This window comes from Methylocella sp., assembly GCF_041905455.1.
Lineage (GTDB): Bacteria > Pseudomonadota > Alphaproteobacteria > Rhizobiales > Beijerinckiaceae > Methylocapsa.
In genome coordinates, this window is record NZ_JAYRLA010000006.1 from 145,099 (window position 1) to 158,699 (window position 13,601).

The window sequence follows — 13,601 nt, forward strand, 5'->3', positions numbered from 1 at the left end:
CTCGACAGGGCGGTCTTAAGGGGCGATATAGATGCAAGCGTCCCGTTTTGTTCTCATGAGCCGGCGGGCTGCGCCGGCGCTGCGGCGCGTTGCGGCGGAGCCGGCCCGCCCGCGCCCGGAGCAGCCCTTGACCGATCCTCTCCCGTTCGACCGCCTCGACGCCCCGCCGCCGCGCCCGGGCGGGATCGCCGCGCGCGCGCGTGCCGTCGCCGGCGTCCCGCGCTATCTCGACGGGCTCAATCCCGAGCAGCGCGCGGCGGTGGAGGCGATCGACGGCCCGGTGCTGGTGCTCGCCGGCGCCGGCACCGGCAAGACCCGCGTGCTGACGACCCGCATCGCCCACATCCTCGCGCAGGGACGGGCGCGGGCGCATGAAATCCTCGCCGTCACCTTCACCAATAAGGCGGCGCGCGAGATGAAGGACCGCGTAGCCCTGCTCGCCGGCCCGGTCGGGGAGGGCATGCCCTGGCTCGGCACCTTCCACGCCATCTCGACGAAAATCCTGCGCCGCCACGCCGAGCTCGTCGGGCTGAAGCCGAGCTTCACCATCCTCGATGCGGACGACCAGATCCGCCTCCTGAAGCAGGTGCTGCAGGCCGAGAACGTCGACGACAAGCGCTGGCCGGCGCGCTCGCTCGCCTTCCAGATCGATTCGTGGAAGAACCGCGGCCTCGACCCCGCCCATGTTCCGGCCGGGGAGGCGGCCGCCTTCGCCGGCGGCAAGGGCGCGCGGCTCTACGCGCTCTATCAGGAGCGGCTGAAGATCCTCAACGCCGCCGACTTCGGCGACCTGCTGCTCGAGACGCTGCGGCTCTTTAAAGAGAATCCCGACGTCCTGCGGCAATATCAGGAGCGCTTCAAATATATCCTCGTCGACGAATACCAGGACACCAACACCGTCCAGTATCTGTGGCTGCGCCTGATCGCGCAGGGGCGGCGCAACGTCTGCTGCGTCGGCGACGACGACCAGTCGATCTACGGCTGGCGCGGCGCGGAGGTCGACAACATCCTGCGCTTCGAGAGCGATTTTCCGGGCGCGACGGTCGTGCGGCTCGAGCGCAACTACCGCTCGACCGGACATATTCTCGCCGTCGCCGCCGGGCTCATCGCCCATAATGAAGGCCGCCTCGGCAAGACCCTGTTCACCGACGACGAGGCCGGGATCAAGCCGACCGTCTCCGGCGTGTGGGACTCCGAGGAGGAGGCGCGCGCCGTCGGCGAGGAGATCGAGCAGCTCGCGCGCAAGGGCCGCCCCTACGACGAGATGGCCATCCTCGTGCGCGCCTCGTTCCAGATGCGCGAGTTCGAGGAGCGCTTCATCACGCTGGGGCTGCCGTACAAGATCATCGGCGGCCCGCGCTTCTACGAGCGCGCCGAAATCCGCGACGCGCTCGCCTATCTGCGCTGCGTCGCCCAGCCGGCCGACGACCTCGCCTTCGAGCGTATCGTCAACACGCCGCGGCGCGGGATCGGCGAGAGCACGCTGCAGCAGCTGCACGACTACGGACGGCGCGAGCAGATCCCGCTCGCCGCCGCCGCAAGGTTCATGATCGAGACCGACGAGATCAAGCCGAAGCAGCGTCAGGCGCTGCGCGGGCTTCTCGCCGACTTCGACCGCTGGGCGGGGATGATCGAAACGAGGCCGCAGGGCGAGCTCGCCGAGGTCGTGCTGGAGGAATCCGGCTACACCGACATGTGGCGCAAGGACCGCACGGCGGAGGCCGCCGGACGGCTCGAGAACCTGAAAGAGCTCGTGCGCGCCATGGAGGAGTTCCCGAGCCTTTCCGCCTTCCTCGAGCACGTCTCCCTCGTCATGGACGCCGAGACGAAGGACGCCGGCCCGCGCGTGTCGCTGATGACGCTTCACGCGGCGAAGGGGCTCGAGTTCGAGACGGTGTTCCTGCCCGGCTGGGAGGAGGGGCTTTTCCCGCACCAGCGCTCGCTCGACGAGAACGGGCGGGCGGGGCTCGAGGAGGAGCGCCGCCTCGCCTATGTCGGCGTCACGCGGGCGCGCCGTCGCGCGAAAATCAGCTTCGCCTCGAACCGGCGCATCCACGGGCTGTGGCAGACGACGATTCCCTCCCGCTTCGTCGACGAGCTTCCCGTCGATCACGTCGAGGTCGTCGAGGCAGCTTCCGGCGCGGCCTATGGCGGCTACGCCCAGTCGCGCTTCGCCAACATGGACAGCTTCGGCTCGTCCTACGGCACGCCCGGCTGGCGGCGCGCGCAGCGCCGCGCCGAAGAGGGCGGGCGCGACGCCTCGCGCGGCGGCTTCGCGCAGGCGGCGGCGCGGCGCGGCCCCGTCGAGATCGAGGGCGAACTCGTGGCCAAGAGCTCGGCGTCCTCGGCTTTCGCCAGGGGCGCGCGCGTCTTCCACCAGAAATTCGGCTATGGCGCGGTGGCGGCGGTCGACGGCAACAAGCTCACCGTCGATTTCGACAAGGCCGGCCGCAAGATGGTGCTCGAAAGCTTTTTGCAGGCGGGTTGAGCGCCTTAACGCTTGTCCGGCAGCGCGCCGAACGGGTCGGCGGGCGGCGGCGGAACGGGCGGCAGGGCCTGCGGATATTCCTGATCGAAGCGCGGCTCCTGCCCCGGCGGGCGCGGCATGGCGCGCGCGCGGTCGCGGCGGGCGCGGATCGCCTCGACGTCCGCCCGCTGCGCGAAGACGACGGCGACGCCGGCCTCGCAGACCGCCTGATAGGACAGCGCCCGCTCGCTCTTGTCCTGCGAGAAGCGTTTCGCGCAGGAGGCGCGCGCGTTCGCGTAGGCCCGAAAGCGCGGCTCGTCGAGGGTCGGATTCAACACCTCCTCGCAGCGCTCGACGACGATCTGCGCCAGCGCGACGTCGGATTTTTCGCCCTTGCGGCAGACGTTCATCACCTCATAGGCCTGCGCGCAGCTTGGCGCGTCCCTGACCGCCTGCGTCGTCGCCTCGGCGTCGCCCGCGTCGACCGGGCATTTCTCCAGCCGCTCGGCCCGCGCCGGCGCGCCGGCGAGAAAGGCGAGGCAAAGGGCGAGACGGGCGAGCGCGCTCACAGCACCTTGCCCGGATTGAGGAGGTTCGAGGGATCGAACGCGCGCTTCACCGCGCGCATGAGGTCGAGCGCGACGGGGTCCTTCACCCTGGCGAGCAGCTCGCGCTTCATCTGGCCGATCCCGTGCTCGGCCGAGATCGAGCCGGAAAAGCGCGCGACGATCCCGTGCACGACGTCGGCGATCTCGTCCCAGCGGGCGAGGAAGGCGTCCCTGTCGGCGCCGACGGGCTGCGAGACGTTGCAATGGATGTTGCCGTCGCCGAGATGGCCGAAGGCGACCAGCCGCGCGTCGGGCGCGGCCCGCTCCAGCGCCGCCTCGACCTCGGCGAGGAAAGCCGGAACGTCGGCGACGGCGACGCTGACGTCGTGCTTGATCGAGCCGCCCTCGTGGCGCTGCGCGTCGGAAAGTTCCTCGCGCAGGCGCCAGAAGGCCTTGCGCTGCGCGCCGGAGGCGGCGACGGCGGCGTCGGCGATCACGCCGCGCTCCGCGGCCTCCCCGAGCAGCGCGAGAAGGCGTTCGCTCAGGCCTTCCGGCCGCAGCGAGGCGACTTCGATGAGGACGCGCCAGGGGGCGGGTCGCGCCAGCGGATCGCGCAAGCCTTCGCCATGCCGCAGCACGAAATCGACGCCGATCTGCGGAATGAGCTCGAAGGCGGCGATCTCGCCGCCGCATTTTCCGCGCGCGAGAGCGAGGAGTTCGAGCGCGGCGGCCGGGGAGGGCAGGCCGACGAAGGCGGTCTCGACCGCCGCCGGCCGTGGAAAGAGCTTCAGCGTGGCGGCGGTGACGATCGCCAGCGTGCCTTCGGAGCCGGCGATGAGGTCCTTGAGGTCGTAGCCGGTGTTGTCCTTGCGCAGCCTGGAGAGGCCGCGATAGACGCGCCCGTCGGCGAGCACCGCCTCGACGCCGAGCACGAGGTCGCGCATGCTCCCATAGGCGATCACCGCGACGCCGCCGGCGTTGGAGGCGATGTTGCCGCCGATCGTGCAGCTTCCCTCGGAGGCGAGCGAAAGCGGGAACAGGAGCCCGGCGCGCTCCGCCTCCGCCTGCGCCTGCGCGAGCGTCATGCCGGCCTCGACCGTCATGGAAAGAGAGGATGGGTCGATCCTGCGCAGCGACGTCATGCGCCGCAGCGACAGCGCGACGCCCTCGCCGGAGAGGTCGGGAAGCTGGCCGCCGACGAGGCCTGTGCCGCCGCCCTGCGGCGTGACCGGCGTGCGCGTCCTGGCGCAAATTTCCATGAGCGAGGCGACTTCCTCCGTCGAGCCGGGGCGCAGCACGCACAAGGCGTTGGCGCGATAAAGGCCGCGCGGCTCGACGAGATAGGGCGCCATGGCCGCGCCGACGAGGACGTTGGCGGGTCCGACGATTGCGCGAAAACGGTCGAGGCGGGCGTCCGCTCCCTCGCCGCGGCCTGCGTCCCGAGCGCTCATGCCATCGTCTTTTTCGGGAGCCCGGAACTTTAAAGACGGCGAGCCGTCAACGGCGTCGCGTGGCAGGAGAGGAGGGACTCGAACCCCCAACCCCCGGTTTTGGAGACCGGTGCTCTAACCAAATTGAGCTACACTCCTACGCGCGCCGCATCTCTAGCGTAGAGCGCGCCGCGAAATCAAGCGTCCTGCGGCCGCGCGAGCCTCACGAGCAGATCGCCTTGCCGCATTTGCGGACGTTGGCGACCTTGGCCTGCAGCTCGGCGTAGCCGACGGCGCCGACGACGACCTCGTCGCCGATCACATAGCTCGGCGTGCCGGTGATGTTGAGCTTGCGCGCCAGCGTCTCGGACTGCGTGATCGCCTCCTCGACGGCCGGACCGGCCGCGTCCTTTTCGATCTGCTCGAGGTTCGCGCCGGCGTCGCGCGCGGCCGAAAGCGCCTCCCCCTTGCCGACGGCCGCGCGCATGCCGAGCAGCCGCTGATGGAAATCCCAGTATTTCTGGCCCTTGAGCTGGACGGTCGCGGCGTTGGCGATCTTGGCCGCCTCGACCGATTCTGCGCGCAGGATCGGCAGGTCGCGCAGGATCACCCGCAGGTCGGGATTGTCGCGGATCAGCTTGCCGAGGTCGCCGAGCGCGCGCTTGCAGTAGCCGCAATTGTAGTCGAAGAACTCGACGAGCGTGATCTTGCCGTCGGGATTGCCGACGACGGCCTGATGGCTGACGTCGTTGAGCGTGTCCGCCGTTTCGCCCAGCGCCTGCTGGCGCGCCTTGGCCTCCTCGGCCCGCTCGCGCGCCTCGAGCGAGGCGGCGACCTCGCGCAGGATCTCCGGATTGTTCAGTAGATAGGCTTTGACGATCCCCTCGATCTCCGTCTTCTGCTCGGGGGAGAAGGCCTCCGCCGCCGTCGCCGGCGCGGCGGAGCCGAAGCAGGCGGCGAGCGAGAGAGCGAGGCAGGCGAGGATGGCGCGCGCGCCGCCCGCGAGGCGTTTCTGCAGCATTGAGCTACTCCTGTGGCTGGGCCGGATCGTCCAGGGCCGGATCACGGTGGCCCGCCGAACGCGCCGCGCGCAGCTATAGACAGAAAAGCGGGCGGACGCGAGACGTCCGCCCTCAAATCAACGGCCAGAATCAATGGCCAAGCGTGGCCTTGGCGCGTTGCCACCAGCCGGTGCGCTTCGGCCGGTTGGGATCGGGCTCGGCTTCGGGAAGCGGGACTGAACGGGCCGGCGCCGGCTCGACGCTCGCCGGGCTTTCGGGAGCGCCGTCGCTTGCGGACGCGTACTCCTGCGCAGGAGCTTCGGCGGGCGGGTCTTCGGCGGCCGCAGCCTCAGGAGGCGACGCTTCCGCTGCCTCAGCCGCGGGAGCGGAGGCGGCCGTCTCCGCGGCCTGCGGCTGCGGGACATTGGCCTCCTCGGCCTCGGACGCGGCCTCCGCGGCGGCGCGTTTGGGCGTACGGGCGCGGGGCGCGCGGCGCGCGCGGCGAGCCGGCGCGGGAGCGTCTTCCTCTTCGCTTTCCGGCGCCTCGGCCGTTTCGGCGCTCCCGGCGGCGGTTTCACGCGTACGGGCGCGGCGCGTGCGCCGCGGCTTCGCCGGCGCGGGTTCGGCCGCTTCGGCCTCCGCCTCGACTTCAAGCGGCGCGGTGGACGCCGGCGCCGGAGCCTCCGCCGTCGCCTCGGCTTCGATCAGGGCCGCCTCCTCCGCCGCCACGGTCTCCGACGAGGCTTCTTCAGGGGACGCGTCGACGACGTCGTCAGCGGCGAGCGCGGCCGTCTGGACGGTGGACTGGCCATCGATTTCCGCGATCGCGCCAAGGGCGTCGTCGGGCGGCTGCGGCGCATTGGCCGCGACGCCTGAGGAGTCACGGTCGCCTCCGCGGCCGCGCCTGCGCCTGCGCCTGCGACGGCGGCGGCCTTCCTCCGTATCGCCGTCCGCGCGCGAGGCGGCGTCGCCGCCGTCTTCAGACTCGCCGGCGCCGAGCGCCTCGTCGTCCTCCGTCTCGTCCAGCGCGTCGTCCGCCCCTTCATAGGTGAGATGGGCGACAGGTTCGGGCGCCGCCGCCTCGATCGGCTCATGGCCTCCGGAGGCGGGCGCGCCGCGCTCGATGGCGTGATAGACGGAGCCGATCAGGCTGTCGTCGACCTCGATGTTGACGCAGACGCCGAAGCGCCGCTCGAGGTCGCGCAGATTGGCCCGCTTCTCGTTGAGGATGTAGAGCGCGACGGGTGCGCGCGTGCGCACGACGAGGTCGTTGCCGGCGTTCTTGACCAGCGTCTCCTCGACCACGCGCAGCACGTGCAGGGCGATCGAGGCGGTCGAGCGCAGGATGCCGGACCCCGCGCAATGCGGGCAGACTTCGGTCGAGCCTTCGAGCACGCCGGTGCGGATGCGCTGGCGCGACATTTCGAGCAGGCCGAAATGCGAGATGCGGCCGATCTGGATGCGGGCGCGGTCGTTCTTCAGCGCATCCTTGAGCCGGCGCTCGACGGAGCGGTTGTTGCGGCTCTCCTCCATGTCGATGAAGTCGACGACGATGAGGCCGGCGAGGTCGCGCAGCCGCAGCTGGCGCGCCACCTCGTCGGCGGCCTCAAGGTTGGTGCGCAGCGCCGTGTCTTCGATATTGTGCTCGCGCGTCGAGCGGCCGGAGTTGACGTCGATGGCGACCAGCGCCTCGGTCTGGTTGATGACAAGATAGCCGCCCGACTTCAGCGTGACCTGGTTGACGAACAGCGCGTCGAGCTGCGACTCGACGTCCGACTTCGAGAAGATCGGCTGCGGATCGCGATAAGGCTGCACGCTGTTGACGTGGCTCGGCATCAGGAGGCGCATGAAGTCGCGCGCCTCGCGGTAGCCGCGCTCGCCGGCGACGAGGATGTCGTCGATGTCCTTGTTGTAGAGGTCGCGGATGGCGCGCTTGATCAGCGAGCCCTCTTCGTAGACGAGGGTGGGGGCGCTCGACTTCAGCGTCGTCTCGCGCACCGTCTCCCACATGCGCAGGAGATATTCGAAGTCGCGCTTGACCTCCTGCTTGGTGCGGCTCGCGCCGGCCGTGCGCAGGATCACGCCCATGCCTTCGGGCACCTCGAGATCCTGGGCGATCGACTTCAGGCGCTGGCGGTCGCCGGCGTCGGTGATCTTGCGGGAGATGCCGCCGCCGCGCGCCGTGTTCGGCATCAGCACGGAGTAGCGGCCGGCGAGCGAGAGATAGGTCGTCAGCGCCGCGCCCTTGTTGCCGCGCTCCTCCTTGACGACCTGCACGAGCAGCACCTGGCGGCGCTTGATGACTTCCTGGATCTTGTACTGCCGGCGATAGCGCGGCTGGCGATAGGGAACCTCCTCCATCGCGTCGCCGCCGAGCTGCTCGACGTGCTCCTCCTCGTCTTCGGCCTCCGCGTCCTCGTCCGGCCCGGGCGCGCTCCGGGCCTCGGGCTCGGCCTCGACTGCGGGCGGCGCGAAGGCCGCTCCCTCGTCCTCCCCCGCCGGCGCCTCGTCGCGCGGCTCCGGCTCGCGCGGCTCCTCCTGCGCGGGCGCCTCCTCGACGGGGTGGGCGCGCAGATATTCGGCCGCCGCGGCGTCCGCGCCGGCGACGAAATCCTGGGGCTCCTCGCCATAGACGGGCGGGAGCGCCTGCGGCGCCTCTTCGCTTTCGTCGCGCGGCGCGGCGTCGTCGGACGGCGTCTCGCCGTCGCGCGCGACGTCAAGGAATTCAACGTCGCCGTCGCCCCAGGCGAGGGGACGGGATCCGTCGGAGCGCTCCGCGTCCGCCTCGTTCGGGGCCTCGTCCTGCGGGGGCTCGCCTTCGCTTCCCACGGCCTCGGCCGGCTCCGGCGCGCCCTCGAAGGGCTCGGAAACGGTTTCGCCGTCCCCGCCCATGCGCTTTTCGGCGCGCCGGCCGTTGCGGTCGCGGCGGTTGCGCCGGCTGCGGCGCTGGCCGCCGCTTTCCTCCTCGTCGGCTTCGACCTGCTCGCGCGCCTCATCTTCGAGGAGCGCCTGCCGGTCGCTCATCGGAATCTGGTAATAGTCGGGATGGATCTCCGAAAAGGCGAGGAAGCCGTGCCGGTTCCCGCCGTAGTCGACGAAAGCGGCCTGAAGCGAAGGTTCGACCCGCGTGACCTTGGCGAGATAGATATTGCCGCGAAGCTGTTTCTTGCTCGCGGATTCGAAGTCAAACTCCTCGACGCGGGAGCCGCGGGTGACGACGACGCGGGTCTCCTCCGGGTGGGAGGCGTCGATAAGCATCTTGTTTGCCATGGGAAGCTCGTAGGGGCGCTGCGCGCGCGCCGGCGGCCCCGGTCTCACTCTTCGAAGAAGAAGCCGGGGTCGGGCGGCGCGCGGGCGCCTTGGATTTGAGGGAGACGGAGAAAAGACGCGGCCGGAGCAAATCCGTCGCGGAGCGGCCGATCGGACGGAGCGAGCCGTCGCGATCGTTCTGGAGGCGGCTGGAGCCTTGCGCCGAACGAATGAGGCCGGCGCGACGCGCCGCCTCGTCCGTTTCCTGAAGTCCGGCGTCTGAAGTGACGGTCTGCGCGAGACGCGTCGCGGCTAGGTCCATAGGCCTCGTAACCTGAATGAGACGGTCTTGCCCGCAAGACCGCTCGTCGCTGCTTTCCTGGCTGGACGACGCGTCGCCGGCCAAGCCGCGCCATTCAGGCGCGCAAAGCCGCTTGACCGCGAAGCCCGACGCTACCCGGCGCGAACGCGATCGTTGCTGACGGGCGGTCCCGGCGCGAGGCCGAAAGGCGCGGTGCCGAGCCGCATGCCCGCCCGGATCCGCAAAATTACGAATCCTTCGATCCACGAAAGAATTCGCTTTCATATCGGCATCCATGAAGGTTTGGCAAGTTCTTTGAACCTTCAGCCTGGCTGCGCGCGCCATTTCGCAAGCCGGCGCGAGCGCCGCGCAGCTCCCGCGCCGGCGCGCTCATGCTGTATCCGGTTCAAGACGGCGCCGGCGTAAATGCCTCATTAACTTTGCGGCGCCACGCTCGGCGGCGCATAATGGCCCCGGCGCGTCTGCGCCGCCCGTCCGCTGGGGGCAGCGCGGCCAGACGCGTCGTCCGGAGTTCGTACGCCGGAAGGAGCGAGGATGGCGTCTTCCTTCGCAGCGGGTTTCGCCGCGCTCGCGCTGGCCGCCCTGACGGGCCTCGCGCAGTGCGGCCCCGCGCGCGCGCAGGCGGCCGGCGCTCCCGTTCCGGCTGTCGACGCCGCCGCGCCGGTCGCCTCCGCCGCCGCGCTCGAAGACGACGGCGAGCGGGCGCGCCTCGTCATGACGCTGTCCGCGCCCGTATCGCCTGCGGCCTTCGTCCTCGCCGATCCCGACCGCGTCATCGTCGACGCGCCGGGGCTGCAGTTTTCGATCGAGCCGGACGTCGGCCGGCCCGCGTCCCGCAAGGGCGCGCGGGCGGGGCGGGCGAAAGGCGCGCCCTCGCCGCAGACTTCGCTTCCGCGCCCCGAAGGGTTGATCGCCTCGTTCCGCTTCGGACGGCTGGACCGGGCGCGCGGGCGCCTCGTCGTCGATCTCGGCGCGCCGGCGCGGATCGTGCGCGCCGCCTCCGAGACGGACGCCGACGGAGGCGCGAAGCTGGTCCTCGAGCTCGCGCGGACCGAGCGCGCGAAATTCCTCGCCGCCGCGCAGGCCTCGCGACAGGCGGTCGTCGAGCTGCAGCCGCCCGCGCCGGCGTCGCCGGCTCCGGCGGCGAACGGCCGCCCGGTCGTGATGATCGACCCGGGCCATGGCGGCATCGACCACGGCGCCTCCGTCAACGGCCTCGTCGAAAAGGACATCGTGCTCGACTTCGCCCAGGCGCTCGCCGAAAGGCTCAGGACGGACGGACGTTTCGAGCCCGTGCTGACGCGCTCGGACGACACGTTCGTCGCGCTCGACGAGCGCGTGCGCCTCGCGCGCGAGCGCGGCGCGGCGCTGTTCGTCTCGATCCACGCCGACACCCTCGCCGAGGCGGCCGGCGTCGCCGGAGCGACCGTCTACACCGCCGCCGAGCGGGCCTCCGACGCCGCCGCCGCGAAGCTCGCCGAAAAGGAGAACCAGGCCGACGCGCTCGCCGGCGTCGAGCGTCCCGAGGCCGGCGCGGCCGACGTCTCCGACATCCTCAACGAGCTCACCCGCCGCGAAACCCGCGTCTACGGCCACCTCTTCGCCCGCACGCTCCTGAATTACTGGAAGGTTTCGAGCCGCCTCAACAAGAATCCGCTGCGCTCCGCCGGCTTCCGCGTGCTCATGGCCCCCGACGTGCCCTCGATCCTGCTCGAGCTCGGCTATCTGTCGAACGAGCAGGACGACGCCGCGCTCCAGTCGCCGCAATGGCGCGAGGCGGCGATCGCCCGCGTCGCCGAGGCGGTCGACGCCTTCTTCGCCGAGCGCGGCGCGCCGGAGCGCTCCGCCGTGGGCTCCCTCGCGGCGGCGCCGGCAGGCAAGGACGGCGCAGGCGAGGGTCGGACGGGGCCTTAGCCGCTCGCCGGCTTTTGAAGCGTGCGCCCTAGCATGTTGCGGCGCGACAGAATAAAACCACAAAAACGCCGCAGGGGTGAGCGAAGGCTTGCCTGAGCGGGCTTGCGCGTCGGCCCGCGGAGATTGAGGCGACGCGGCGGCGCGCCGACGCGAATCCTTCGCCCGGCTGATTATTTGAAGGCATTCCATGCGGCTGATCGCCCGGTTTTTCGGCTTTCTCTTCGCGACCGCCGCCCTCCTCTTCGTGATCGGAGCGGCGGGCGTCGGGCTGGTCGTCTGGAACTTCGAAAAGGACCTGCCGGACTACACCCAGCTCAAGAACTACGAGCCGAAGGTGATGACCCGCGTGCACGCCGGCGACGGCTCGCTCGTCGCCGAATATGCGCGCGAACGCCGGCTCTACCTGCCGGGCGCGGCCATTCCGCCGCTGGTGAAAGAGGCGTTCATCTCGGCCGAGGACAAGAATTTCTACCATCACGCCGGCGTCGACCCCGAAGGCGTCGTGCGCGCGACGCTGGTGCTGCTGCAGGGCGACCGGCACGTCCAGGGCGCCTCGACGATCACCCAGCAGGTGGCCAAGAACTTCCTCCTGACAAACGAACGCTCCTTCGAGCGCAAGATCAAGGAGGCGCTGCTCGCCTTCCGCATCGAGGGCGCCTATTCCAAGGACCGCATCCTCGAGCTCTACCTCAACGAGATCTATCTCGGCCTCGGCAACTACGGCGTCGCCGCCGCCGCGCTGAACTATTTCGGCAAGTCGGTCAACGAGCTCAGCCTGGCGCAGGTGGCCTATCTCGCGGCCCTGCCCAAGGCGCCGAACAACTATCACCCGTTCAACAAGCGCGAGCGCGCGATCGAGCGCCGCAACTGGGTGATCGACCGCATGGTCGAGAACGGCTACGCCACGCGCGCCGACGGCGAGAAGGCGAAGGCCGAGCCGCTCGGCGTCAATCCGCGCGTGCTCTCGCCGAACTCCTTCGCCGCCGGCTATTTCGCCGAGGAAGTGCGCCGCGAGCTCGGCGAGCGCTACGGCGAGAAGAAGCTTTACGAGGGCGGCCTCTCCGTCCGCACCACCCTCGATCCCAAGATGCAGCTGATGGCGCGCCGCGCCCTCGTCGACGGCCTCGTGCGCTACGACGAGGCGGGCGGCTTCCGCGGCCCGATGCGGCGCATCGACATGGGCGGCGACTGGGGCGTCGCGCTCGCCGAAGTGCCGACGCTCGGCGACGTCGCGCCCTGGCGTCTCGCCGTGGTGATCGACGCCAACGAGAGCGGCGCCCGCATCGGCCTGCAGCCCAAGCGCGAGAAATCGGGCGAGATCGAGCGTGAGCGCGAGCTTGGCTGGCTCGCCAATTCGACCGGCCTCAAATGGACGCGCGGCGCGGGTTCAAGGTCCTCCCTGACGCCGGGCGACGTCGTCTACGTCGATCCGATCGAAGGCAAGCCCGGCCAGTTCCGCCTGCGCCAGATCCCGGCGGTCAGCGGCGCCATCGTCGCCATGGACCTGCACACCGGACGCGTCTTCGCCATGGTCGGCGGCTTCTCCTACGACCAGTCGGAGTTCAACCGCGCGACGCAGGCGCTGCGCCAGCCCGGCTCCTCCTTCAAGCCGATCGTCTACGCCACGGCGCTCGACAATGGCTACACGCCGTCCTCGATCGTGCTCGACGCGCCGATCGAAATCGACCAGGGCCCGGGCCTGGGAGTCTGGCGGCCCGACAATTTCGAGGGCAAGTCGAGCGGTCCGCACACGCTGCGCTACGGCGTCGAGCATTCGATCAACCAGATGACGGTGCGGCTCGCGCGCGACGTCGGCATGCCGCTGATCGCAGAATACGCCAAGCGCTTCGGCATCTACGACGACATGCCGCCCTATCTGTCGATGTCGCTCGGCTCCGGCGAGACGACCGTGCTGCGCATGGTCACCGCCTATTCGATGCTCGCCAACGGCGGCAAGCGGGTCAAGCCGACGCTGATCGACCGCATCCAGGACCGCTACGGCCACACCATCTACCGTCACGACGAGCGCATCTGCGAAGGCTGCGACGCGGCCAAATGGGACAACCAGCCCGAGCCCAGGCTGATCGACAAGCGCGAGCAGGTGCTCGATCCGCTGACCTCCTACCAGATCACCTCGATCATGGAGGGCGTCGTCCAGCGCGGCACCGGGCAGGCGGTGAAGGCGGTCGGCAAGCATCTCGCCGGCAAGACCGGCACCACCAACGACGCCAAGGACCTGTGGTTCGTCGGCTTCTCGCCTGACCTCGCCGTCGGCCTGTACATGGGCTACGACCAGCCGCGCTCGCTCGGCGACTCGGCGCAGGCCGCCCATTACGCCGCGCCGATCTTCCGCGACTTCATGATCATGGCGCTGAAGGACAAGCCGGACATGCCGTTCCGCGTGCCGCCGGGCATCAAGCTGATCTCGGTCGACGCCAGGTCGGGCCAGCGCTCGACAGGCGCGGGCTCGATCCTCGAGGCCTTCAAGCCCGGCACGGCCCCGCCCGACTCCTACGCCGCAAGCGATTCCGCGCCGCGCGCGCAGGCGGTGAACCCCGACGCCGACCGGCTGGTGGGGACGGGCACCGGCGGGCTCTACTAAGGCGCGCCCTGTCCAGGACGCGCTCCGGAACGGTCCAGCGCTTTCGCCTCGTCTCGCCGAATGTGACG

The 13,601-nt window shown here is 70.3% G+C and carries 7 protein-coding genes and 1 tRNA gene; 3 read left to right on the forward strand and 5 right to left on the reverse strand.

The window, feature by feature from the left end:
* Positions 1–55 precede the first annotated feature (55 nt).
* On the forward strand, positions 56–2,488 hold the full coding sequence (locus ACE3OG_RS07205) for an ATP-dependent helicase (protein ID WP_374307131.1): 2,433 nt from the start codon (positions 56–58) through the stop codon (positions 2,486–2,488).
* Between the two features lie 5 nt (positions 2,489–2,493).
* Here the strand turns inward: ACE3OG_RS07205 and ACE3OG_RS07210 are convergent, their stop codons facing one another.
* The 5 genes from ACE3OG_RS07210 to ACE3OG_RS07230 all read right to left on the reverse strand — a co-directional run bounded on the left by ACE3OG_RS07210 (position 2,494) and on the right by ACE3OG_RS07230 (position 8,716).
* Complete coding sequence (locus ACE3OG_RS07210; protein WP_374307133.1) at positions 2,494–3,036, reverse strand: hypothetical protein; 543 nt, start codon at positions 3,034–3,036, stop codon at positions 2,494–2,496.
* Complete coding sequence (locus ACE3OG_RS07215) at positions 3,033–4,466, reverse strand: FAD-binding oxidoreductase (RefSeq protein ID WP_374307134.1); 1,434 nt, start codon at positions 4,464–4,466, stop codon at positions 3,033–3,035. The genes ACE3OG_RS07210 and ACE3OG_RS07215 overlap by 4 nt, the downstream gene beginning before the upstream one ends.
* 60 nt (positions 4,467–4,526) lie before the next feature.
* Positions 4,527–4,604 (reverse strand) — tRNA-Trp (locus tag ACE3OG_RS07220).
* Positions 4,605–4,668: 64 nt separating this feature from the next.
* Positions 4,669–5,466, reverse strand: coding sequence for a DsbA family protein (locus tag ACE3OG_RS07225; protein WP_374307136.1), 798 nt, complete (start codon positions 5,464–5,466; stop codon positions 4,669–4,671).
* A 130-nt stretch (positions 5,467–5,596) separates the two neighbouring features.
* Positions 5,597–8,716 (reverse strand): Rne/Rng family ribonuclease, encoded by a 3,120-nt coding sequence (locus ACE3OG_RS07230; protein WP_374307138.1) that lies wholly within the window; start codon positions 8,714–8,716, stop codon positions 5,597–5,599.
* A gap of 835 nt (positions 8,717–9,551) precedes the next feature.
* On the opposite strand from ACE3OG_RS07230, the gene ACE3OG_RS07235 reads away from it, so the two are divergent.
* Entirely contained in the window at positions 9,552–10,931 is a 1,380-nt protein-coding gene (locus ACE3OG_RS07235) for an N-acetylmuramoyl-L-alanine amidase (protein WP_374307140.1), read from the forward strand.
* Positions 10,932–11,118: 187 nt separating this feature from the next.
* The gene (locus ACE3OG_RS07240) at positions 11,119–13,533 is read left to right on the forward strand and encodes a penicillin-binding protein 1A (RefSeq protein WP_374307142.1); all 2,415 of its coding nucleotides are present in this window, start codon (positions 11,119–11,121) and stop codon (positions 13,531–13,533) included.
* The last annotated feature ends 68 nt before the right edge of the window (positions 13,534–13,601 follow it).